This window comes from Enterocloster aldenensis, from assembly GCF_003434055.1.
Taxonomy (GTDB): domain Bacteria; phylum Bacillota; class Clostridia; order Lachnospirales; family Lachnospiraceae; genus Enterocloster; species Enterocloster aldenensis.
The window spans coordinates 152,113-175,032 of sequence record NZ_QVEX01000003.1 but is presented as its reverse complement, the minus strand read 5'-3'; the positions used below and the strand labels follow the sequence as shown (position 1 = coordinate 175,032).

The window sequence follows — 22,920 nt, the reverse complement described above, 5'->3', positions numbered from 1 at the left end:
CCATTTTTTCTTCTCCCCTTTCATCCTTTAAGGGCTGATTCCCTGTCTTCATATCCTTTGATCAGGCGGTTAATCCCGCCCATTTCCAGTATCCGCCTTACCTGGGCGCCCGCCCCATAATAGGATACATGACCCCTGCTGGCCGCCATCTGCTTATAACGGCTTAACAGTACGCCGATTCCCGAGGAGTCCATAAATGATGTGTGTGTAAAATCAAATACGATCCGGTTAATATAATTCTCTTCCAGAAGCAGGTCCGTATCGCTTTTAAGGTTCCTGCAATTGTGATGGTCCAGTTCCTTAGGAAGGTGAATCACAAGTGTCTGCTCCCTGGCTTCATAGGTAAACATTGTATGATCCATGTTCTCATACTCCTTTCTTCTGCGCTGTGTCTGGATTTTTGTATAAAAAAAGATACTACAAAAGACGCGTCAAGCTTATCTTCCGTAGTATCTTGTTTTTTTTATGTCTGCTTTAATATCCTCTTGCGTTCCTGGCTCTTTCCACATAAGGGGAATCCGGGAACTCGTTGACCACCTTGTCAAACATGGTGTTGGCATTGTCCATGTCGCCCGCATCCTGGTACAGACGCCCCACATAGAACAGCGCCTCAGGATTATCCGGCTTTATGGTCAGGCTGGCCTGGAAATAGTCCATGGCCTCTGTCTTATTGCCGGCATTCCATAGGGTAAGTCCCCGGTCAACCAGGTTCTGGTATATATTGGCCGTCATATCCTGGCGTATGCTTTCCACAATGGCCTTGATATTCTCATCCTCAATCAAATCAAAGCTGGCATCTGCAAATGCCTTGGCAGCAGCCACCAGATCCCCTGTCCTGTAGTTCTGCAGGATCCAGATAAGCCCCTGGTACTGGGCCATGATACTTGTGTTGCCGGTTGTCAGCTCGTCCAGCCTGGCCTGCACTTCTTTTGCCTGCGCATCCAGCCTGTCATAATCCGTTTTAAGGATATCGTACTGCTGGTTTGCATTGTTCAGCTTCTGGCTGTAGGCAATGACTTCCTGGTTCCTCTCATTGTTCAGCGCCTTGGTCCTGGCAGGAAGGATGAGGAAGTAAAATGCAGCTATGCCCAGGATCAGACCGATGATAATGTGCAGTATGGTGGAAAGCCCTGTGCTTTCTTTATACGTATTGGGAATGATTACATCGTCATCTTCCATTTTCCTGTGGGAAAATGCCTTTACCATCTTGCGCTTCTCAGCATCTGCCCGGCCCGTGTTCTGCTTTACAATGGACATATAGTAAAGGGCTTTCTGGTTGCTCTTGTCTATCTGTAAAATTTTATACAGGGAACGCCCGGCCTTATTATAATCTTCCCGTCCCATATACAATAGGGCCAGAAGCAGGTGGGCCTTCACAAAATGCGGGTTGGATTCCACCACCCTGGCAAGCTGCAGGATGGCCAGGTCATCGCTTCCGTTCTGGGCATGCCACAGGGCCTGGTTAAAGGTCTTTACATTCTGGCTTTCCCGTTCCAGCTGGCCCGGCTTTCTCTGGATCTCGTCCAGATAATGGTCAGCCAGGTTGTCCTCGGGCTGCAGGTTCAGGCTGATGACCCACTGTACCAGGGCATCGGCAACCTCGCCGTTCTCGTAGTATATAAGCCCCAGCAGGTTGCGGGCGTCTGTCTGATATTTGTTAAAATGAAGGCTTTTCTTCAGACACTGGGCTGCTCCGGACAGATCCCTGATCCTGGACTTCTCCAGGCCAAGGTTATAGAAGCTGTTGGCAATCTGCTGGTTTCTTCTTGCATAGTCCATATCCACCGCCTATTTCTCGCCTCTTTCTTTTATCAGTTCCATCATGATGTCCGTCATATCCGTCAAATCGCTTTTTACAATGGCGTCCTCCACCTGCTCCACATCAAGGCTGGGTTTAAAACGCTCAATCTCCTCTTCAAAATCAATCATGTATGCTCAACTCCTATCTCGTTTAAAACTGCCTTAATCTCCCCAATCAGATACAGCGACCCCACGCAGAACAGGACACCGTCCCTGCTCCTCTTCCTCATATCACGAACAGCGGTCCTGGTGTCCTCAAAGGGAACCACAGGGCATCCGGCTGTTTCTTCAAACTCCTTTGCCAGGATTTCAGATGAAATCCCCCTGTCACTGTTAATATGGACCACACCAATGCATTTCCATGGGATTCCCGCGGACAGCTGGGCCTCCATGTCCCTGTAATCCTTATCCGACACGGCTGCAAACAAAAGGAAGGGCTGCTTGTCCAGCCGTTTGGAAACCTCCTTTGCCGTTTGCAGGAAGGCCCTGATTCCCCCGGGATTATGGGCCCCGTCCAGATAGATGCCGGGAACCACCTGTTCCATCCGTCCCGGCCAGACTGTCTTTAAAATCCCCATGGCAATCTGCCTGTCCCCAATGTTCCAGGTAATGCACCTTGCCGCGCCCACCGGCCCGTGGCCCGGGACACGGCTGCCTTTTCTGCTGCATTTTCCCCCGCTCCTGAGCACGTCAAGGGTGCGCACCGCAAGCATGGCATTCTCAGCCTGGTAAAGCGCCTCAAAGGGAATCTGAAGCTTCATCCTTGCCTCATCCCTCATCCTGGCACTGATTTCCAGACCGTCGCCGCCAATATGCACCACCCTGAAGTCATCCATTCCCACCGGATAGCGCGCCGCCCCCCTGCGGAACGCGCATCCCTCCAGTATGGTGGACACCCGGGGCTCATTATTGTCAAATATAAGCGGAACCCCCGGTTTGATGATCCCGGCTTTTTCACCGGCTATCTCCTCCAGGGTATCGCCCAGATACTTGGTGTGGTCCAGGCTGATGGAGGTAATGACGCAGGCACATGGATGCTCCAGGACATTGGTGGTGTCCAGCCTGCCCCCCATTCCTGTTTCCAGGACCATTACATCCACATCCTGTTTCTTGAATATGACCATGGCCATAAGAAACAGGAACTCGAAAAAAGTTGGATGGCAATATCCTTTTTCCATCATTTTCCTGCTGGCCTCCAGGACAATCCCAAACCCTTCCTCGAAGTCCGCCTCATCCACCATGGCGCCGTTTATCAGGAAACGCTCCCTCACCTCAATCAGATGGGGGGATATGAATGTTCCTGTCTTATATCCTGCTTCCTTAAGTATGGATGTAAGGAATGCGCACACAGACCCCTTTCCATTGGTTCCGGCCACATGAATGGCCGGTATGTCCCGGTCCGGCGCCCCCATCACATCCAATACATCCCTGACATCCTCCAGGGAGTTCTTTTTCCTGGTCCACATCGGAATCTGATTTAAATATTCCTCTGCCCTGCCCATATCAGTACCATTCTTTCTTAAAAGCCTGTCCCCCGGACAGGCTTTTATAATCTTAACCTAATTTCCTGTAATTATCAACCGGATATTCTCGCCATGCTTCGTCCGGATACGACAAACCGGGAGCCGTTCAGACAGATTATCTTCCTGACCGGAAAATCCGCTCCTACGCGGGATTTTTCCTTCCCACCGGCAGCTGGGCCAGTATGATGGCCCCAAACATCAGGGCACAGCCCGCCAATTCCCTGGCTGAAAGCCTCTGTCCCAGGATGGCCCATCCGGCCAGTACGGATATGCTGGACTCCAGGCTCAGTATCAGGGAGGCCACCGTGGGGTTCATACCCTTCTGGCCTATGATCTGAAGGGTATATGCAACGCCGCAGGACATGACGCCTGCATAGAGCACCGGCGCCCAGGCAGCCAGGATCTGTCCCATGTCCGGCGTCTCATATATGAGCATGCCGATTCCGGAAATTGCCCCGCACACAAAAAACTGGATGCAGGACATCTTGACCCCGTCCACCACCGGAGAAAAAAAGTCAATGATGATGATATGGACGGAAAAAAGCAGGGCGCATACCAGCATCAGCAGATCCCCTTTATTCACGGCCAGCTCCCCGCCGGTCATGCACAGCAGGTACAGGCCAACCACTGACAGGCCAACCGCACCCACAATCACAGGGCTGCACTTCTTCTTAAGGAAAAGTCCCAGGATAGGGACAATGATGATATAGCAGGCAGTGATGAAGCCCGCCTTTCCCACCGTGGTATACTGGATGCCGAACTGCTGGAAATTGCTGGCAAGGCACAGGGCCACGCCGCAGCACACGCCGCCAATCACGAGCGTCTTCCTGGCGCCGGGAATCACAGGCACCCGGCGCTCCCGGTTCCTTTTTTTATCAAAATACCAGATACAGGGAAGCAGGACCACTCCCCCAATCAGGCTTCTGACACAGTTAAAGGTTAACGGCCCCACGTAGTCCATTCCAACGCTCTGGGCCACAAAGGCAATGCCCCAGATGGCAGCTGTCAAAAGCAGCAGGACTGCATTCTTTATCTTCATAGTAGTATTATCCTCACTGTAATCATTATGCTTCAATGGTGTCTTCCTTGGGAAGTATGAGATTCAGGCTGTAGGTAACCGCCACATCCTTGCGCACATAGGCCTTGTTGAACGCCGACATGATGCGGCGCATGACCTGTTCCCCATTCTCATAGGTGACGGATGGGAGAAGGATTATGTACTGGCTCACGCTGTAGCGGGAAAATGCATCGCTGGAGCGCAGCGAATGGTTAATCACACCCTTTAACCGCTCCATGGCCCTGGCCTGGATTTCAGGCTTCAGGGTGCGCCCCCTCCTGTCCCCCACCGTAAGCAGGCACAGGTATACGGAATCGCCGCTGCGTTCCACACCGCGGCGTTCCAGCTGGACAAGGCGCTTAAACACGGCATATTCGCACTGGTAAGCCCCATGTTCCCGCTGCTCCTCAATGGTGCCCGGGCAGTCAAGGGATGCCTGGATGACATCCAGGTCCGTGATGATTTCCTGCTGGCGGTCGCTGATGATTTCATATAATTCCTTAAAACGGTCCGAAGGCGTTATCAGGCGTTCCCGGTAAAACAGTTCCGTGGTGGACTTATATTGTTCCAGCGCCTTTTTCTGATTTCCCTGCTTATAAACAGCATAAATCATATAATAATAGAAATCCTCGGCAAACCGGTCAATCCCTGCTGCCCTGGAACAGATTTCCTCCACCTGGGCATATTCCTGCTGATCCAGGAGGTATCCGCACACAGCCTTAACCAGTTTCTGGTACAGGGAATGATAATATGTGTTCAGCGGCACCACCCAGCTGTCGTCCGCTGACTTTGGAAGGAACGCGCCCCTATACAGATTGAGGGCTTCCTTCCACTCCTTTTCCATATCCCTCATATCCTCCTGGGAGGTCAGGATGCGCCTGCAAAGGAACTCAAAACGGTCCGTGTCAATGGACAGCTCCCAGGAAGGATTCCACATATATGCCCCTTTCTGGTTCAGTATCAGGTCCTGTGAGGGAAAGCCTGCTGCCTCCATCATTTTCCTGACCCGGAAAACAAGGGTCTTCAGCGCCCCGTAAGGGTTGTCCTGCATTCCGTCCTGCCATATGGCTTGAAACAGTTCATTGATGCTGACGTCCTTGCGCCGGTTGATAATCAGATAACTGAGCAGGTTCCATGCTTTCCTGGAACGGTTATCGCTGTCGCCCATGGACTTGTCATCCATTGTAATGGTAAATCCGCCAAACATCTTCACCTGGATGACCGGCTTGTTTCCTGATGTATCAATCATTCTCTGCTCTCCCTCTCTATGCTGAATTGCTTCCGGATATTCCATGCACGTGCTTAAATACCCGGAACCGTTTATTTCTGAAGCTGTGCCAGACGGGCCTTTACCTGCTCCATCATCTGGGTGTACTTCTGCAGCTTGGCTTTCTCCTCTGCGATCTTGGCTTCAGGGGCACGGCTGACAAACTTCTCATTGTTCAGCATGCCGTTTGACCGGGCCAGTTCCCCTGCCAGACGTTTCTCTTCTCCCTGAAGTCTCTCTATCTCCTTATCGATATCCACCAGATCCGCAAATGGCATATAGATGACAGCGCCCGGAATAACCGCGGAAACCGCATCCTCCGCAATCCCCGTCTTATCCATCTGAAGCATCACCTCTCCCGCATATCCCAGCGTGGCAAAGAAGCTTTTGCTGTGTTCAAATATGCCTAACAGTCTCTGGTCCTCCGATACAACATACACGGTGGCCTTCTTGCTGGGCGGGACATTCATGGCCGTACGCACGCCGCGGATGGCCCGGACCGCTTCCTTGATGGTCTGGGTGGATGTCTCCTCCGCGCTGTAATTCCACTCAGCCCTGTACAGCGGCCACTGGGAAACCATGATGGTTTCCTCTTCCTCCTGAAGGTTGCAGAATATCTCCTCGGTAAGGAAAGGCATGAATGGGTGGAGAAGCTTCAGAGCCTGGATCAGTACGGTCCTTAAGGTCCAGACAGCGGCTGCCTTGGTGGTATCATCTTCATTGTACAGCCTTGGCTTCACCATTTCAATATACCAATCGCAAAATTCTTCCCAAATAAAGTCATAAACCTTCTGAAGCGCGATTCCCAGCTCATATTTATCCAGGTTTTCCGTTACATCCTTTGTCAGGGTGTTTACCTTGGACAGGATCCACCGGTCAGCCATGGTAAGACTGTCCAGGGAAACCCCGGTTACATCCGGCGCCTTCTCTATGTTCATCATAATGAAACGGGAAGCGTTCCACACTTTGTTGGCAAAGTTACGGCTGTTCTCCACGCGCTCCCAATAAAAACGCATATCATTGCCAGGTGCATTGCCCGTAATCAGGGTCATGCGCAGGGCATCTGCCCCATACTTGTCAATGACCTCCAGAGGGTCGATTCCGTTGCCCAGGGACTTGCTCATCTTGCGGCCCTGGGAATCCCTTACAAGGCCGTGGATCAGCACTGTATGGAAAGGCAGCTTTCCGGTCTGTTCAATGCCTGAGAACACCATGCGGATGACCCAGAAAAAGATGATATCATAACCGGTTACCAGCACATCCGTTGGATAGAAATAATCCAGGTCCTGGCTGTGTTCCGGCCAGCCCAGGGTTGAGAACGGCCACAGGGCTGAGGAAAACCATGTGTCCAGGGTGTCCTCATCCTGCTTAAAGGCGGAGCCGCCGCACTGCGGGCATGTGTGGGGTTCTTCCCTGGAAACCACGATTTTGCCGCAGTCCTGGCAGTAATAGGCAGGAATCCTGTGGCCCCACCACAGCTGGCGTGAGATACACCAGTCACGGATTCCCTCCAGCCAGTGCAGGTATGTCTTGCCAAAGCTCTCGGGCACAAAACGCAGGCTGTTGTCCTTCAGGGCTTCAATGGCAGGTTTTGCCATCTCCTCCATCCTTACAAACCACTGCTGCTTTACCATGGGCTCTACCGTGGTCTTGCAGCGGTCATGGGTGCCTACATTGTGGGAATGGGGAACCACCTTTACCAGCAGTCCCTGCTTTTCAAGGTCAGCCACAATGGCTTTCCTGGCTTCATAGCGGTCCATGCCCTGATAGGGTCCCTCCGCGCTTATCGTGGCATCATCATTTAAGATAACGATTTCCTCCAGGTCATGGCGCTTTCCAACCTCGAAGTCATTGGGATCATGGGCCGGTGTAATCTTCACGCAGCCGGTTCCGAATTCCTTGTCCACATAGGCGTCTGCAATCACCGGGATTTCACGGTCCGTAAGCGGGAGCTTCAGCATCTTGCCCACGATATCCTGATAGCGCTCATCCTCCGGGTTCACGGCTACCGCGGTATCGCCCAGCATGGTTTCAGGCCTGGTTGTGGCAATCTCCACAAACCGTCCCGGCTCGCCCACCACCGGATAATTAATATGCCAGAAAAATCCGTCCTGTTCCACATGTTCGACTTCCGCGTCTGAGATGGAGGTCTGGCACACAGGACACCAGTTAATAATCCTGGATCCTTTATAAATATAACCCTTTTCATAGAGTTTTACAAATACTTCCAGTACGGCCTCGGAGCAGCCCTGGTCCATGGTAAAGCGCTCCCTGTCCCAGTCAGCGGAGGATCCCAGCTTGTGAAGCTGCTTCACAATCCTGGTGCCGTACTCATCCCTCCACTTCCAGCACTCCTTAAGAAAGCCCTCCCGTCCAAGGTCAGCCTTGTCAATGCCTTCCTTTTTCAGCTTGTCAATCACCTTGACCTCGGTGGCAATGGCTGCGTGGTCCGTGCCTGGCTGCCACAGGGCCTCGTATCCCTGCATCCGCTTATAACGGATCAGGATGTCCTGCATGGTATTGTCCAGGGCGTGTCCCATATGGAGCTGTCCTGTGATATTAGGCGGGGGCATCACGATTGTGAACGGCTTTTTGCTGCGGTTCACCTCAGCGTGGAAATACTTCCCTTTCAGCCACTTCTCGTACAGACGGTCCTCTATGTCTGCCGGATTATAGGTTTTCTCCAGTTCCTTCATAACTTCTTTCTCCTTTACCTTTACACTTGTCCTGAAAAATAAAAAGGCCCCTTGCCCATATGGCCGTCCGGCCGGGCAAAGGGCGGATATTCCGCGGTACCACCTTTACTTCTGCCGGAACAGACCGATGTCCGGCAATCTCTTTGGCCAGTAACGGAGCCGCCCGTGTGACGGCTACACAAAACAGGCGCCTTCCCTGTTCCTTCACCATCCAGGTTCAGAAGCTACCTTCCACCCTTCGCCGCCAAGGCCGCCTTCCAGCCCGGATTGTGTATGGACATCCATTCCACACATCCGGAGCAGCCATCTCTGCTGGTCTGAAGCAGTGTACTCCTCTTCCTCATCACCTTTTATGAATTTTGTATATTTATTTATGATAAAGATTATTATCCTGTTTGTCAAGCGGTTTTTGTCATGTCAGCCGTGCCGGACGGTCCTGTCCCTGTTATTTCCGCGTCCTGCCACGCCTTGCACACATCCACCCATACCGGGCTGCCCGAAGCCAGTTCCAGTTCCGGAATGGTCAGGTGCACCGCGCTGCTGGCGCTGCCGCAGGCCGGGAACACCTCGGGGAAGCGTTTCAGGGATTCATCCAGATAAACCTTAACCCCGTCCTTTATCCCAAAGGGACACACGCCGCCCACGTCATGGCCCACCAGCTCCGCCACCTCATCCGGGGACAGCATCTTGGCCTTAGCACCGAACTGTTCCTTATATTTGTGGTTATCCACCTTGGCATCTCCTGCCGCCACCACCAGTATCGGACTTCCCTGGACCATGAAGGACAATGTCTTGGCAATCCGGGCCGGTTCACAGCCAACTGCCCGGGCAGCCAGTTCCACGGTTGCGCTGGATACCTCAAAGGTATGGATCCTGCCGCCCAGTCCCATTTTCCCAAGATGTTCTTTTGCAATGTCAAAAGCCATGTCAGTTACCTCCGTTTTATCATACCATCATCCTGTATTCCTGTTTCCACCGCTGCACCATGGCAGATGCGCCGTTCATGCGTTTAATGGGGTCCTTTTTAAACAAGGCCCTCAGGGCCCGCACATCCTCATCCTGTGCCGCATCCAGGCCGGCCCCTTCAATCTCAACCTTCCATTTGCTTTTTAGTTCCTCCGTGAACAGGGCCTGGTAGCGCTCCTTCACATCCAGCTCCGGCGCAAAGACCGTAAGGAAATAAATCCGTTTCAGCACATCCATGTCCTTGCCCAGCCCATACGCCTTATCATAGGCCGAAAGGGCCTTCCTGAACTGGAACATCATGGCGTAGGACGCGCCCAGATTATTGTATACCTTTGCAAGGAAAGCGTCATTGACCTGTTTATCGGCCGGATATTCAAGCACCTTGCTGTATCTCTGTGCCGCTTTGCCATACTGGCGTGCCCGGAACATATAGTCCGCCCGCACCTTTTCATATTCAGCGGGATGAAGGGCGCGCAGGGCTGCCACGGTTGTCTTATATTTCTGTATTTCCTTATCATTGTAATAGTCGCACTCAGACAGGAACAGGAACAGCACATCCTCATGCCGGCTGCCTGTTTCCAGGAGTTTTTCCATACGGCCTGCCAGATAATCCATATCCAGATCCCTGCGTATGAACTCAATCAGCAGTTCATCGATGAAATCATCCATCACCAGGATGGGATGGTTGTAGATCACATAACACAATTCCTGGGAAGAATGGATATGGATTCCCAGCACATCGATATAATAAGGATGTTTCACCGGTTCATGCCTGCAAAGTATCAAACTCATAAGCTTACCTCTTGTCTTACCACTGCTCCGGAGGCCGGGAACAGTTCCCCGAATCCCTTGTCCTCGATTACCATCATCATGGTTTCCTCATTGGTAAATCCCACTTTAAGTCCCACCCGCGTGGTTCTTGGTGGACGGTCCGGGAACCCGCTTAAGGGTACGCGAACCAGCTTGCGTTTCTTGGAATCCAGGGGCGTGATGGTGAATTCAATCTCGCTCTGCCCATCCACGATCAGGTCCAGTGAGCTTTTGGATTCATACCAGTTGTCTCCATAGGACGCCACCACCAGGCTGCTCTCCCTGCCGCGTCTCATGACACGCAGGGCCACCTCGGCCCTGAGCCGGCCCTCACATACAAAAATATAAGGGTAGGACGTGGCGTCATGTGTGTAATCCGCCCCTTTATAGGCAGCCCCCCTGGCAAATAGATACTCTTCCACAAAGACCTTCCTCCGGTTGCATGCAAACCGCATGAAACCGCCGGCCCAGTTCTGGCGTTCAAATCCCTTCCCCGTAAGGAACACGGTGGAAAACAGCTTCCTGCCAAGGAGCTTCTCCCCGCAGGAGCATAGGATCTTATCCGCCAGTTTGCTTCCGGAAGGCGAGTCCAGGATATCCAGGTTAAACGCCTCCTCCTGGTTCTGGGCCTCTGCCTGTACCATATTCCGCCTCATGCCTCTTATGACCTTCATCTCATAATAGCACAGGCGCTCCGAGGACAGTTCGAACAGTCCCACCTGGTTGGTCCACAGTTCCTTTTTCTGGCTCAGCACATAATAAATGAAGCTTTCCGTATGGCTGATGACATGGACACGCTCCCTGGGGATTTCCAGAAAATCAGCGCAGTACATCAATATATCCAGCAGTCTGGCATCCACATCCGAAAGCGTGATGACCAGCTGCCAGATCCGGTCCTTTCCAAATTCCTTTTTCGGATACTCCAGCATTTTCTGGATGAACAGCTTTAAAAGCGTGCCGCCGCTGTAGCATATGCCTCCGATTGTGGACGTTCCGTCCTTTGCAGCCAGTTTCAGAAGCTTATCTACAATTATCCCTTCTCCCAGAAGGGTAGCCGCATATGCCTCCTCCCCTGAAAGCCAGGTTTCCTCTTCCTTCCTGCGGCAGATGACCGTAGGAATGGTCCAGGACTTTTCCTTATCATAACAACAGATCTGGGTATAATCATCATTCAGATCCAGACCGATTACAAGTCCGTCCATAGACAGCTCCTCCATACCTTTCCCGGTTCATATATCCGGGGAACTTCCATATTCTCCCCAGTTCTTATATCCGGGGAACTTCCATATTTCCCCCAGTTCTTTTATCTGGGGAACTTCCATATTTCCCCGGCTCATCTATCCGGGGACTTACCCCAGCAATTTCACAGACAGGCTTATTCAATGGGGAACAGACGGCTAAGGGCAGCGGATTTTTTAAGATAATCTTCCATTGCCATTTGCAGGCTCCCGCTGTCCTTATCCTTCAGCGCGGCCCCCATCTCATTCAGACAGGCGAAGCGGCTGTTTTCCTTGCCCTCCAGCTTGTGGTCGCACTCCACCCGTCCTTCTGCCGCCAGCACGCGGCTTACCTCCGGGCCTTTCCCTGATGGATTGCCACGGGCAGCCGCCTTATAGTCATATATCCTGTACTCCATGACCTCACCCTCAAAGAGTACCTTCTGTTTTACATAGATTCCCTGATAGACCCTGCGGAAATCCTCACTGTGCCACTCTTCCTCCTCCGGAAGTATCCTGACCTGAAGCTCCGGATGCCCGTCCTTGCTGCCCCTGTACTCCACCATGGCCTTGTCCATGATGTCCTCCGGCACAGGAATATGCCTGGACAATTCCCTTGTGTAAGGGAATACCAGACCCTCCTCCAGAAGCACGGCAGTCACGCCCTTAAGCAGGTCCGCATCTTCCGCGTCAAGCTTATCAAGGGTGGAACAGTACTTGGTCAGGGCCAGCAGGTAGATGGTGGGCATCCTGTCCTTTTCAAGGCTCCCCGCCACTGCCTGTTTCAGATATTCAAATACCCGCCCGTCCATGTCACGGCATTCCAGGAAATACTGGACGCACTTCTGTGTAAAGTATGCTTTTACAATAATCTCCCTGGTGGGTTTCCGGTTCATATAAAGCTCAAACACAGAGTCCATCTGCTCACAGCAGCCCGTAAACAGCATCTGGCACAGCAGACGTTCTTCCAGGTCATATGTCTCCACATGCTCCCGCACCCCCTGTATCAGGACCTCATACATCTGGGAAACGGTTCCGTTAAAATGTTCGCAGAGATAATCCATGATGACACTGTCATATGCCCCTGCCTGAAACACCTTGTATGCCATATAAAGCAGCAGGTCATCCTGGTCAAACAGCCGCAGCAGTATGGTACGGGCGCAAAGCTTCATCAGCCTGTGCGGATTAATGTATTGGCTGCCATACTCCCTTATCATGTCATAGGCTTCCCGCATATAATTCTGGCTGATCAGTGTCTCGCAGATCTGCTGTCTCTGTTTTACCCCAAGGCGCTTTTTATCTAACTGAATCAGATAGGAGCAGTTAAACCCTCCTGGCCCTGCTGTTTCTTCCGACGCCTTTTTACAATAATATCCGGTCACTGCCTGCAGGACAGACGCTTCAAACACAGGGGACAGATGCATCTCCACCATGGTTCCTTCCAGAAACTCAGCCTGGCTGTCCGTCTCCACCCCCTGCTCCAGTATGGCCCTGCATTCCCGCAGGCGCAGCATGGGATGGTCCGGATATACCTGGTAACACTGGTCCAGAAGCTCCTGTTTGTCCATCACCGGCACCTTCCAGTGTTTCACGTCCAGGTACCGGTTGCCATAGGCGTCCTGGAACAGCAGCACATTGCGGTCGGAAAAAATAGGGACATAAGCTGCCTGGTCCTCCAGCAGATAGGCCTCCTCCTCTTCCAGTTCCTCATAACGGACAATCACATACTTCATCCGGGAATCCTCACAGCGGACCCGGCAGGACCTTAAGATACCCGGCAATACCCGGGCAACCCGCATGTCAATCATGTCCTTGTATATCATGTGTTCGTAAATCACTGCCATACGGCTGTTAATCTTGGACCGGAACAGCTGTTCCATGGCAAACTGCTCCATATGCCTTGTATATGCCTGATACAGCTCGGATGACGGATTCATATAAAGCAGTATGTTCCGGTAGAGCACGGAACGGCTGTGGCTGTCCAGATCCTTGTCATAGGAAAAATACAGCAGCACCTCCCTCGGCAGCAGATGGCTGTAATCCCCGGGCAGGGAATACAGGAAATACTCATACAGCCTGGTCAGGTTAACCCCCTGCTCCAGCGCCTTTTCATACCACTCAAATGCGTCCCTGTTCTTGCGCTCCCCTTTAATGAGGATACTGCAAAGTGCCTCCAGCAGGCTCACATCCGGGTAGGACTCATAAAGTTTCACCATCAGGCGTTCCAGCAGTCTTCTGTAATGCTTGATTCCCAGGGCCAGTCCTGCTGCCTTAAGGGCCAGCCGTGAACCCACCATGTTTTTCTGTATGCCCAGATACAGGACCTGTATCTCAAAATCGCCCAGACGGATCAACAGGTCAGGATGTTCCTCCATAAGCCTGCAGGCCGCCGTATATAAAAATGGGCTGTTGCTTCCGTTTTCAAACAGGGATGCCATGGTCTCATAAAGCTTCAGCGGATTCTGCGCCATGGTACTGTCCAGTTTCACAAGGAGAAGGAACAGATAGGGCCGGACCATGCCGTCCTCCCACAGCAGTTTCCGGATGTAGCGGATCAGGGATTCCTTCTGGTCCGCAGAGGGCTTTACCTGCAGGCGCAGATACTGGTAAAAGCAGTATATCTCCACCTGCTTCTCCCTGTTCTTTAGCACGCTGTCCCTTGTTTCCTCCAGGACCATGAATGCGTTATCCTGTTTGCCGTTAAGGATCATAAGCTCTGCCTGGAGGAGCCTGGTACGCTCATCATCCGGGTATCCGGCCCGCAGGCGTTCAGCTTCCTTTGTCATCTGGTTCAGAAGCAGGGCCGGCTCATATATGCCTGTTTCATAATCCAGCCTGAGGGACAGGTATCGCAGCAGGCTTTCCCTGTCCATCCTGCCATCATTCTCAATGCCGCGGCCGGTGACGTCCGCCGCGGCATCCCCCATGGCCTCAATCTCCAAAACAAATTCTTCCCTCAGGGACCGTACCCTGATCCGCCCAAAATTACGCCCTTTGTGAAGCCGCCCAGGCACAATCCTGTAATGGATGCGGCACCTGCTGTTGACAAAATCCCGGTCCGTTATCTTTGTCTTTACCAGTTCAATAAAGGGGGCGTCTGTTTCAATATCCGCAGACACATACCCCCAGCTGCCGGCCGCAATGTCAATGGAATCCCCCACCGGTTCCAGAGGATTCCCATAGGTCCTTTTTCCTGTATCCATGGACAGCCTGACAGGCTCCTTTACATGGAGCGCCACCAGGAACTCCTCCAGCAGGTTCCTTCTGCCTGCCCTGCCCTTTAATCCTTCATAGATGGTACGGATGCGCGCATCCTGCATAAAGGGGGCTTCCGTAAAATCCTGATATTCAAACACTCTCAGGGCTGTCTCCAAATCCCTTTTTGCCAGGGCTGCAAAATCCCTTGGCGTGGCAAGGGAGCCGAATACTTCCCCCCCGTTTCCGGCCTGTACGCGCAAAGAATAAGGAATCTCCCTCTCACCTCCATTGGTGACAAGATAAAAAGATCCCTTAATGACGTCCCCATGCTCCGTATACCGGCTGTTGACTTCGTATATTATCCGGTTGCGCAGACCGCCAAAGGCGTTGTCCACAACCTGTACCCTCGCATGGCTGGAATACACCAGCCCTTTGATATGCAGATTGTTTCCGCTGCTCACCACAATCTCACCACGGATGACCTCACCCGCCGGAACCGCTGCCTCCACCTTGTCCGGAGCCAGCACCAGTTCCGGAATCCCGCTGTCAATGATCCCCCTGGCCAGACGGTTAATCCGTTCCCTCATAGTACCACCTATATCTTTATCCTTATGTGTATATTGTTCACACTTATGTAACATGATACCACATTTTATTTTGATTTAAAAGTTTTAATTGAATAATTCTTCAAAGACTGAAAAGGAACTTGATTCTGATAGTTAAAATTGTTATGATATAGGAAAATGTAATTTTGATTCTATATATCATAGGAAAAGGACGGAATCCATCATGACAACCAATGAAAAAGCATTGATGCTCCACGAAGAATGGAAAGGGAAACTGGAAACAGTATCAAAAGCAACGGTGGCATCCAGGGAAGACCTGGCCCTGGCCTACACGCCCGGGGTGGCTGAACCATGTAAGGTAATCGCAAAGGACCCTGAGGCCGCATACTTATATACGATTAAGTCCAACACCATTGCCGTCGTATCTGATGGAAGCGCGGTCCTGGGACTGGGCAATATCGGGCCTCTGGCCGCCATGCCGGTCATGGAGGGTAAGGCCGTGCTGTTTAAGGAGTTCGGCGGGGTCAACGCATTCCCCATCTGCCTGGACACTCAGGACACCCAGGAAATCATTGAGACAGTGGTCCGCATCGCACCTGCTTTTGGAGGCATTAATTTGGAGGACATTGCTGCCCCCCGCTGTTTTGAGATAGAGGAAGCATTAAAGGAGCGCCTTAACATACCGGTATTCCATGATGACCAGCACGGAACCGCCATTGTTGTCCTGGCCGGCGTCATCAACGCCTTAAAGGTAACCGGCCGCAGGAAAGAAGACTGCCAGGTGGTTGTCAATGGCGCCGGTTCCGCAGGTGTGGCCATCACAAGGCTTCTTCTCACCTATGGATTCCCCCATATCATCATGTGTGATAAATCAGGAATCCTCTGCAAGGGCGCAGAAGGCCTTAACTGGATGCAGGAAAAAATGATGGACGTGACCAACCTGGAGCACAGGACCGGCTCCCTGTCAGACGCCATGAAGGGGGCTGATATCTTCATCGGCGTTTCCGCCCCTGGTATTGTGACAAAGGACATGGTTGCATCCATGAATAAGGATGCAATCATATTTGCCATGGCCAACCCGGTTCCCGAAATCATGCCGGACCTGGCAAAAGCAGCCGGCGCAAAGGTGGTCGGGACCGGCCGTTCCGATTTCCCCAACCAGGTCAACAACGTGGTTGTATTCCCTGGAATCTTTAAGGGCGCCCTGGAAGGACGTGCCACAGCGATTACGGAAGAGATGAAGCTGGCTGCCGCCAATGCCATCGCAGGGCTTGTGGATGAAAAGGACCTGAATGAGGATAATATACTTCCGGAAGCCTTTGACCCCAGGGTGGCCGATGTGGTAAGCAGAGCTGTAAAGGATTATATCTGACAATAAGTAATAACCTGATGGAGAGTGTATGATATGCTGACTGAACCTATGACCTTGTATAAACTGATGAACCTCTATATGTTAAAGCAGGTGAATTTCCCTCTCACCAATGCCCAGTTGACCAACTTCTTTACAGAGCATGAGTACACCACATATTTCACCCTCCAGCAGGCCTTAAATGAACTGGAAGACGCCGGTCTGGTCCACAAGGAGGCCAGCCATAACAGTACCCGCTACGATATCACCAAAGAAGGCGAGGAAACCCTGAACTTCTTCGGAAAGAACATATCCTCGGCCATCATTGAGGATATGGACCAGTATCTTAAGGAAAACAAGTTCCGCCTCCGGGAAGAGGTCGGGACCACTGCTGACTTTTACCGCGGGACCAATCAGGACTATATTGTCCACTGTGAGGTCCGGGAAAACAAGACCACCTTAATCCGCCTGGATTTATCCGTTCCGGATAAGGAGCAGGCCGAGACCATGTGCAATGCCTGGAAAACAAAAAGCCAGGAGATATATGCGCATGTGATGCGCACCCTCCTGTCCTGAACCTGCTTCCAAAGCTTGCCGGTACAGCCGGCAGTTGTCCCGGAGTTTGCCGGTGCTGCCGGCAACTGCCCCGCCCCTGTCCATACTGTCTTATATGGACATGATCTGTTCCTTTAGCAGTTCCAGTATCTGCCTGGCATTGAGTCCCGGCTTTTTTTCGCAGATGTCATACACGGTTCCGGCCAGCTTATATCCATCTCCCAGATTCCGGATGACCCAGTCCCTTGTTTCCCCTGCCTTTTTCAGACGCTGGATTTTAGCTATCATGAACAGGCTGTCGCGTTCCGCCTCTTTCTTTTGGGAGGCACGCTGCTCCTTATCCCCTGCCTGTGTTTCAGCTCCCGCTTTCCCGGCCTTCTGCTTATAGCGCCGCTGCTGCTTTTCATATTTGCTTGCTTTGGCTTTTTCCATCTGTGCCTTGGCAGCTCCCGGTGTTCCGTAACTTTTTTCCAGCCATATGGTCTCCACCTCAAACCTGCCGTCCTCTATGGTCATCACGGCCAGGGACAGGGGCAGGGTAAACCGTTTGTAACCGCAGCTTCCCGGATTCAGCCAAAGCCTTCCATTGATTTCCTGCTGATAAAACATGTGTGAATGTCCGAATATGACCACCTGGACATCCCCGGGCGGACTGGGGATATCCACCCTTTCATGGGCCATGATGAATTTAACCCCGCCAATCTCAAACCGCTTAACAGCGGCAAGGCCCCCTGACCATCCCCTGTCATTATTCCCCCTGACCGCATACAAGGGCTGGTTTACCTCCAATTTATGGTACAGCATCTGACTGTCAAAGTCGCCAGCATGGATGATCACGTCACAGGTTTCAAGGATTTTCTCAACCTCTGGCCGAAGCACACCATGGGTATCTGCCATGACCGCTGCCCGTATAGGTCCCCCTTCCATTACTCATACCTCCGGATTCATTTGTCTCTTTTAGTTTCATACCGCGTTCCAGTATGTATCATAGGCTGAATGTAAACCATGCCGGGTTGAATCTACTTTACACCGCCCCCCATCTATGGTATATTTAATGTTAATAAAACGTTAACGCTTAACAAAGTCGCTTAATGTTGCTCACGGCAACAGTGGGAGAACCAATTTTTTGGGGTGTATTTGTCCAGGCATGTCCTTGTGATATCCTGACAACAGGGAACCTTCTTATCCCTAACCCGGCAGCTAATCTCATAGGCGGAAGAGGGACACGGACATTCTGGTATATTGTAGTTTCATATGGATTCTTTCATGATTCCATATGTCCAGCATTGCTATATTGCCGCATACTTTTCCGTCTGCATTCACTGCAGGCGGATTTCTTAATTTAAGTCCATTCTTTTTTCCTTACCAACTAAAAATTGTATCCCTCCCCCACAGGCGGCGCCATCCAGGAAGGAGACCTGTTTTATGCATGAACTGACAGTATTGGATCTGACTATCATTGTCCTATATATGATTGGTATGCTGCTGGTAGGAGTATGGTTTGTGAAACGGATTAAGAATACAGGTGATTTCTATGTGGCCGGAAGGACCCTGGGCCCCTTTGTGCTGACAGCCACCGTGTGCGCCTCCATCATCGGCGGAAGCGCCATGATGGGACGGGCAGGCATCGCATATACCACCGGCTTCAAGGCCATCATGACAGCCATTCCCTATCTTATAGGCATGTTCATCTTCTCCGCCATCGCAGGAAGGATCCAGGAGGTGGGCGCGGCCCGCAACATCAATTCCATTCCAGAACTCTTCCACTACCGTTTCAGCAGGAACGCACGCTGTATCCTGGCCCTCATGATTGTTTTCACCATGATGGGGACAGTGGCCGCACAGGTAACCGCTACCGCCACCATCATCAAGATGCTGGGCAGTGAATTCGGGATCAGCTATGAAGCCGGCGCACTGGTGGCTACCATTATCTTCATCATCTATACAGCGGCCTCCGGGTTATTCGGCGTAGTATACACGGATGTGCTTCAGTTTTTCATGTTGATTATCTTTGTATACATCCTTATCCCCATATCCAGCGTCCGGTACCTGGGCAATTTCTCCGTATTCTGGCAGAACCTGGATAAATCCTACCTGGTTCCCCACATTAACGGCAGTATCCTGGGCGATATCGTCACCTACCTGGTATTTACCCTGGCCGGCGCCGAGATGTGGCAGCGGGCCTTTGCAGCCAAAAACAAAAAATCGGCAACCCGGGGCATGTTCTGGGGCACCTCCATCTACATGGTGACCATTGCCCTGGTCTTCTTCATGGGCCTGGTGGCCCAGCAGATCCTTCCCAACGTGGTGGCCCAATACGGAAGTTCCGACGCAGTGGTGCCTGCCCTTGCAATCAGCATCCTTCCTCCCGGGCTCACAGGACTGGCCCTGGCCGGCATCCTGTCCGTCATGATGTCCACGGCAGACAGCTACCTGCTGGTATCCGTCCAGACCTTTGTCCATGACCTGGGCAAGAATTTCATGCCTGAAATGACAGAAAAGCACGAAATCCTCATGTCCCGCATCATGTCCGTGGTCCTGGCCATGGGCGCGCTTATTATAGCACTGTACATAAAAAATGCCTACAACGTGCTCATGTTTGCCTGGTCCTTCTATGCAGCGGCAGCCGGCCTTCCGGCCCTGGCGGCCCTATACTGGAAAAAAGCCACCAACCAGGGCATCCTGTCCGCCATGATAGGCGGCTTTGCGGTATGCGTGGGCTGGAAGCTTGCCGGCAATCCCTTTGGACTTGGAGAAACGGTTCCGGGTGCTGTTGTATGCGGCCTGCTGTTAGTAACCGTAAGCCTGGCAACGTATAAGAAATCCCCTTGCAGGATGGCATAAAGGGAAAATGGGTCTTAGGCGGTGTGGTGAAGGCATGGGCGCTTCCCACATCCGCCCCGCACCCTTCTTACATATTCCCCTCAATCAGATTCCATATCTCATCCCGGCCCTGCTTTGTCTCAGCAGAAAACGGGATGATGATCCCATCCTTTTCCATTCCCAGGCCTTCCCGTATCATCTTCACGTGCTTCTGGACCTGGCTGCGGTTAATCTTATCCAGCTTGGTGGCAATGACAACGGGATGGTACCCATTGTATATAATCCACTCATACATCATCCTGTCATTGGCCGAAGGCTCATGGCGGATGTCAATGAGCAGGAACACCATCTTAAGCATGGCGGAATTCTTCAGATACCGCTCTATCATCTTCCCCCATTTTTCCTTTGCTTCCAGGGCCACCTTTGCGTAACCGTAGCCCGGAAGGTCCACGTAATAAAGCGCGCCATTGATATTGTAAAAATTAATGGTCTGCGTCTTACCTGGCTGGGAAGAGGTCCTGGCATAAGCCTTCCTGTTCATCAGCGCGTTAATCAGGGAGGACTTTCCCACATTGGACTTGCCTGAAAAGGCAAATTCCGGCAGGATGTTGTCCGGCATCTTGCTGGTAATACCGCATACGGTCTCAAGATTCACATCTCTTATAATCATAAATATCTCCTTATTTCCCTACTCTGTAACAGCAGGTACAAATGCTTCCCTTGCCACATCAACCATGGACCGTACATACACGATATCCAGACCCTTGGTTATCTCCTTGGACAGTTCCCCAATATCCGGCCGGTTTTTATCAGGCACCAGCACCTTGGTTATATGGGCCATCTTTGCGGCAAGGATTTTCTCCTTCAGGCCGCCGATTGGAAGCACCCTTCCCCGGAGCGTGATCTCACCTGTCATTGCAACCTTGGCATGCACCGGCTTTTCAGTAACAGCCGAAAGCATGGCCGTGGCCATGGTGATGCCGGCTGAAGGACCGTCCTTTGGCACTGCGCCTTCAGGAATATGGATATGCAGGTCGTGCTTTTCAAAATAATCATCTGCCATCCCGTGTTCCGGGCACACGGAACGCACATAGGTCAGGGCTGTCTGGGCTGATTCCTTCATCACATCGCCTAATTGCCCGGTCATGAGAAGGTTCCCTTTTCCAGGCATCACATTAACCTCAATCTGAAGCGTATCCCCGCCCACGCTGGTCCAGGCCAGGCCGCGTACAATCCCCACCTGGTCCTCCTCATTGACATCCTCAAATGTAACCTTTTCCTTGCCCAGGTATTTCTCCAGATTGGATTCCGTTATTTTGATGGACTTCTTATCATTTTCCAGGAACTGTCTTGCAGCCTTCCTGCACACATCCCCGACGCGGCGCTCCAGGTTACGGACACCTGCCTCCCGGGTGTAGTTGTGAATGATTTTCTCCAGGCTTTTATCGGAAAATGTAATCTGGCTTTCCTTTAACCCGTTGCGCCCTATCTGTTTGGTCACCAGGTAATCCCTGGCAATGTGGAATTTTTCATTCTCCGTGTAGCTGTTGACCTCAATCAGCTCCATGCGGTCTAATAATGGTCCCGGTATGGTCTGGGTGGTATTGGCGGTTGCGATGAACAGGACCTGGGAAAGGTCGATGGGCACTTCCACATAATGGTCCCTGAACTTTACATTCTGCTCCCCATCCAGTACCTCTAAGAGGGCGGAGGACGTGTCTCCCTTGTAATCGCTGCTGACCTTGTCAATCTCATCCAGCAGCATCAGTGGATTGCTGTACCCGGCCTGCCTCATTCCTTCCACAATCCGTCCCGGCATGGCACCCACATATGTCTTCCTGTGTCCGCGGATTTCCGCCTCATCCCGGACCCCGCCCAGGCTGATGCGGACGTACTTCTTGCCCAGGGCCCTTGCTACTGAGCGGGCAATGGATGTCTTTCCTGTTCCGGGCGGGCCTACCAGGCAGATGATGGGGCTTGTCCCCTTCTTTGTCAATGTGCGCACTGCCAGGTATTCCAGTATCCTCTCCTTCACCTGCTCCAGGCCATAATGGTCTTCATTGAGGATTTTTTCCGCATGCCGGATGTCGTCATTATCCTTTGACATCTTTTTCCAGGGAAGCTCCAGCAGCGTCTCAATATAAGTGCGGAGCACATTGCCTTCCTGGGATCCGGCAGGCATTGTGCGGAATCTTTCAATCTCCTTGCGGAGTTTTTCCTTTACTTCCTTGTCAGCCTTCATGCTGTCCAGCTTTTTCTGATATTCATCCGCATCTGACAGAGGATTGTCCTCCCCCAGTTCCTGACGGATTACCTTCATCTGTTCCCTCAGTATATATTCCTTCTGGTTCTGGTCAATATCAGACTTTACCTTTTCCTGGAATTCCTTCTTAATCCTGTATATCTCCATCTCTGTCATGAGGGTATGCATCACTACCTCATACCTGGCTGACAGGGAACTGTTTTCTAATACGGTCTGCCGGATTGTGTAATCCCATGGAAGCTGGATTGCAATCTGGTCCAGCATCTCATCCAATCCGCTTACGGACAGCAGGTTGGGAAGGATTTCTTTTGTAATTTTCGGATTTACTCTTCCATATTCTTCCAGTTTATCCCTTACAATCCGGAGCATTGCTTCCTGGGTCAGATAATCCACCTCTTCCCCATCCATCTCAATGGAGCCGATTTCCCCTATAAGGGCCGGTTCCTCTGAGTCAAGACACAGCAGTTCCCCCCTCTCAAGGCCTTCCACCAGCACCCTGACCACCTTGCCAGGAAGCTTAACCAGCTGTTTGACAACTGCTACCGTGCCCACCTGAAACAGTTCCCCAAGCTCAGGGTCCACAATCTCAGGATGTCTCTGGGCCACAAGGAAAAGCCTCTGGTCACCTACCATGGCTTTTTCCACAGCAGCTACGGATTTGGGCCTGTTCACATCAAAATGCAGCACCATTCCCGGAAGTATGGTTAGTCCTCTCAGCGCCACTACGGGCATTATAATCACTTGTTCTGCCATTCTTAAACTTCACCTCTTGTATGTCAAACATTCAAAAGGCCGCTGCAATACAGGTGCCGGAAAAAGCCCTAATATGGC

General features: G+C 51.9%; 17 protein-coding genes and 1 riboswitch. Of the genes, 3 read left to right on the top strand and 14 right to left on the bottom strand.

The window, feature by feature from the left end; genetic code table 11:
• Positions 1-20: 20 nt before the first annotated feature.
• The 11 genes from DWX59_RS09110 to DWX59_RS09055 form a co-directional block, all read right to left on the bottom strand.
• Positions 21-362: an STAS domain-containing protein gene (locus tag DWX59_RS09110; RefSeq protein ID WP_117558287.1), complete on the bottom strand. Its 342-nt coding sequence runs from the start codon at positions 360-362 to the stop codon at positions 21-23.
• A 112-nt stretch (positions 363-474) separates the two neighbouring features.
• Entirely contained in the window at positions 475-1,785 is a 1,311-nt protein-coding gene (locus DWX59_RS09105; protein ID WP_117558286.1) for a tetratricopeptide repeat protein, read from the bottom strand.
• Between the two features lie 3 nt (positions 1,786-1,788).
• Complete coding sequence (locus tag DWX59_RS28675) at positions 1,789-1,929, bottom strand: hypothetical protein (RefSeq protein ID WP_008725289.1); 141 nt, start codon at positions 1,927-1,929, stop codon at positions 1,789-1,791.
• Complete coding sequence (locus tag DWX59_RS09100) at positions 1,926-3,302, bottom strand: bifunctional folylpolyglutamate synthase/dihydrofolate synthase (protein WP_117558284.1); 1,377 nt, start codon at positions 3,300-3,302, stop codon at positions 1,926-1,928. Before DWX59_RS09100 ends, DWX59_RS28675 begins: the two co-directional genes overlap by 4 nt.
• Positions 3,303-3,465: 163 nt before the next feature.
• On the bottom strand, positions 3,466-4,362 hold the full coding sequence (locus tag DWX59_RS09095) for a DMT family transporter (protein WP_117558282.1): 897 nt from the start codon (positions 4,360-4,362) through the stop codon (positions 3,466-3,468).
• A 25-nt stretch (positions 4,363-4,387) separates the two neighbouring features.
• A complete protein-coding gene (locus tag DWX59_RS09090; protein WP_117558280.1) occupies positions 4,388-5,629 on the bottom strand; it encodes an AfsR/SARP family transcriptional regulator in 1,242 nt (413 codons plus the stop codon).
• A 71-nt stretch (positions 5,630-5,700) separates the two neighbouring features.
• Positions 5,701-8,343 carry a valine--tRNA ligase gene (locus tag DWX59_RS09085; protein ID WP_117558278.1) on the bottom strand — a complete coding sequence of 881 codons (2,643 nt, stop codon included), beginning with the start codon at positions 8,341-8,343 and terminating at the stop codon, positions 5,701-5,703.
• A gap of 398 nt (positions 8,344-8,741) precedes the next feature.
• Positions 8,742-9,269, bottom strand: coding sequence for a YbaK/EbsC family protein (locus tag DWX59_RS09070; protein WP_117558272.1), 528 nt, complete (start codon positions 9,267-9,269; stop codon positions 8,742-8,744).
• A 19-nt stretch (positions 9,270-9,288) separates the two neighbouring features.
• Positions 9,289-10,101 carry a hypothetical protein gene (locus tag DWX59_RS09065; protein ID WP_117558270.1) on the bottom strand — a complete coding sequence of 271 codons (813 nt, stop codon included), beginning with the start codon at positions 10,099-10,101 and terminating at the stop codon, positions 9,289-9,291.
• Positions 10,098-11,321 carry a DUF5716 family protein gene (locus DWX59_RS09060; RefSeq protein WP_117558268.1) on the bottom strand — a complete coding sequence of 408 codons (1,224 nt, stop codon included), beginning with the start codon at positions 11,319-11,321 and terminating at the stop codon, positions 10,098-10,100. The genes DWX59_RS09065 and DWX59_RS09060 overlap by 4 nt, the downstream gene beginning before the upstream one ends.
• 173 nt (positions 11,322-11,494) lie before the next feature.
• Positions 11,495-15,121 (bottom strand): DUF5717 family protein, encoded by a 3,627-nt coding sequence (locus DWX59_RS09055; RefSeq protein ID WP_117558266.1) that lies wholly within the window; start codon positions 15,119-15,121, stop codon positions 11,495-11,497.
• 202 nt (positions 15,122-15,323) lie between these two features.
• On the opposite strand from DWX59_RS09055, the gene DWX59_RS09050 reads away from it, so the two are divergent.
• Both DWX59_RS09050 and DWX59_RS09045 read left to right on the top strand, forming a co-directional pair.
• A complete protein-coding gene (locus DWX59_RS09050; protein ID WP_117558265.1) occupies positions 15,324-16,472 on the top strand; it encodes an NAD(P)-dependent malic enzyme in 1,149 nt (382 codons plus the stop codon).
• 33 nt (positions 16,473-16,505) lie between these two features.
• On the top strand, positions 16,506-17,024 hold the full coding sequence (locus tag DWX59_RS09045) for a DUF4364 family protein (RefSeq protein WP_117558263.1): 519 nt from the start codon (positions 16,506-16,508) through the stop codon (positions 17,022-17,024).
• Positions 17,025-17,114: 90 nt separating this feature from the next.
• On the opposite strand, the gene DWX59_RS09040 is transcribed toward DWX59_RS09045, so the two are convergent.
• Positions 17,115-17,930, bottom strand: coding sequence for a metallophosphoesterase family protein (locus DWX59_RS09040; RefSeq protein WP_117558261.1), 816 nt, complete (start codon positions 17,928-17,930; stop codon positions 17,115-17,117).
• 148 nt (positions 17,931-18,078) lie between these two features.
• Positions 18,079-18,233, top strand: a riboswitch (cyclic di-AMP (ydaO/yuaA leader).
• 195 nt (positions 18,234-18,428) lie between these two features.
• On the opposite strand from DWX59_RS09040, the gene DWX59_RS09035 reads away from it, so the two are divergent.
• Entirely contained in the window at positions 18,429-19,847 is a 1,419-nt protein-coding gene (locus tag DWX59_RS09035; protein ID WP_117558259.1) for a sodium:solute symporter family protein, read from the top strand.
• Between the two features lie 67 nt (positions 19,848-19,914).
• Here DWX59_RS09035 and yihA read toward each other — a convergent pair whose 3' ends face one another.
• Positions 19,915-20,496 (bottom strand): ribosome biogenesis GTP-binding protein YihA/YsxC, encoded by a 582-nt coding sequence (gene yihA / locus DWX59_RS09030; RefSeq protein ID WP_117558257.1) that lies wholly within the window; start codon positions 20,494-20,496, stop codon positions 19,915-19,917.
• An 18-nt stretch (positions 20,497-20,514) separates the two neighbouring features.
• Positions 20,515-22,842: an endopeptidase La gene (gene lon, locus DWX59_RS09025; RefSeq protein ID WP_117558255.1), complete on the bottom strand. Its 2,328-nt coding sequence runs from the start codon at positions 22,840-22,842 to the stop codon at positions 20,515-20,517.
• Positions 22,843-22,920 lie beyond the last annotated feature (78 nt).

Excerpts from the sequence above, each read along its gene's own strand:
- DWX59_RS09110 (WP_117558287.1), bottom strand. The coding sequence starts at position 362 with ATGGATCATACAATGTTTACCTATGAAGCCAGGGAGCAGACACTTGTG.
- DWX59_RS28675 (WP_008725289.1), bottom strand. The coding sequence starts at position 1,929 with ATGATTGATTTTGAAGAGGAGATTGAGCGTTTTAAACCCAGCCTTGAT.
- DWX59_RS09100 (WP_117558284.1), bottom strand. The coding sequence starts at position 3,302 with ATGGGCAGGGCAGAGGAATATTTAAATCAGATTCCGATGTGGACCAGG.
- DWX59_RS09095 (WP_117558282.1), bottom strand. The coding sequence starts at position 4,362 with ATGAAGATAAAGAATGCAGTCCTGCTGCTTTTGACAGCTGCCATCTGG.
- DWX59_RS09090 (WP_117558280.1), bottom strand. The coding sequence starts at position 5,629 with ATGATTGATACATCAGGAAACAAGCCGGTCATCCAGGTGAAGATGTTT.
- DWX59_RS09085 (WP_117558278.1), bottom strand. The coding sequence starts at position 8,343 with ATGAAGGAACTGGAGAAAACCTATAATCCGGCAGACATAGAGGACCGT.
- DWX59_RS09070 (WP_117558272.1), bottom strand. The coding sequence starts at position 9,269 with ATGGCTTTTGACATTGCAAAAGAACATCTTGGGAAAATGGGACTGGGC.
- DWX59_RS09065 (WP_117558270.1), bottom strand. The coding sequence starts at position 10,101 with ATGAGTTTGATACTTTGCAGGCATGAACCGGTGAAACATCCTTATTAT.
- DWX59_RS09060 (WP_117558268.1), bottom strand. The coding sequence starts at position 11,321 with ATGGACGGACTTGTAATCGGTCTGGATCTGAATGATGATTATACCCAG.
- DWX59_RS09055 (WP_117558266.1), bottom strand. The coding sequence starts at position 15,121 with ATGAGGGAACGGATTAACCGTCTGGCCAGGGGGATCATTGACAGCGGG.
- DWX59_RS09050 (WP_117558265.1), top strand. The coding sequence starts at position 15,324 with ATGACAACCAATGAAAAAGCATTGATGCTCCACGAAGAATGGAAAGGG.
- DWX59_RS09045 (WP_117558263.1), top strand. The coding sequence starts at position 16,506 with ATGCTGACTGAACCTATGACCTTGTATAAACTGATGAACCTCTATATG.
- DWX59_RS09040 (WP_117558261.1), bottom strand. The coding sequence starts at position 17,930 with ATGGAAGGGGGACCTATACGGGCAGCGGTCATGGCAGATACCCATGGT.
- DWX59_RS09035 (WP_117558259.1), top strand. The coding sequence starts at position 18,429 with ATGCATGAACTGACAGTATTGGATCTGACTATCATTGTCCTATATATG.
- yihA (WP_117558257.1), bottom strand. The coding sequence starts at position 20,496 with ATGATTATAAGAGATGTGAATCTTGAGACCGTATGCGGTATTACCAGC.
- lon (WP_117558255.1), bottom strand. The coding sequence starts at position 22,842 with ATGGCAGAACAAGTGATTATAATGCCCGTAGTGGCGCTGAGAGGACTA.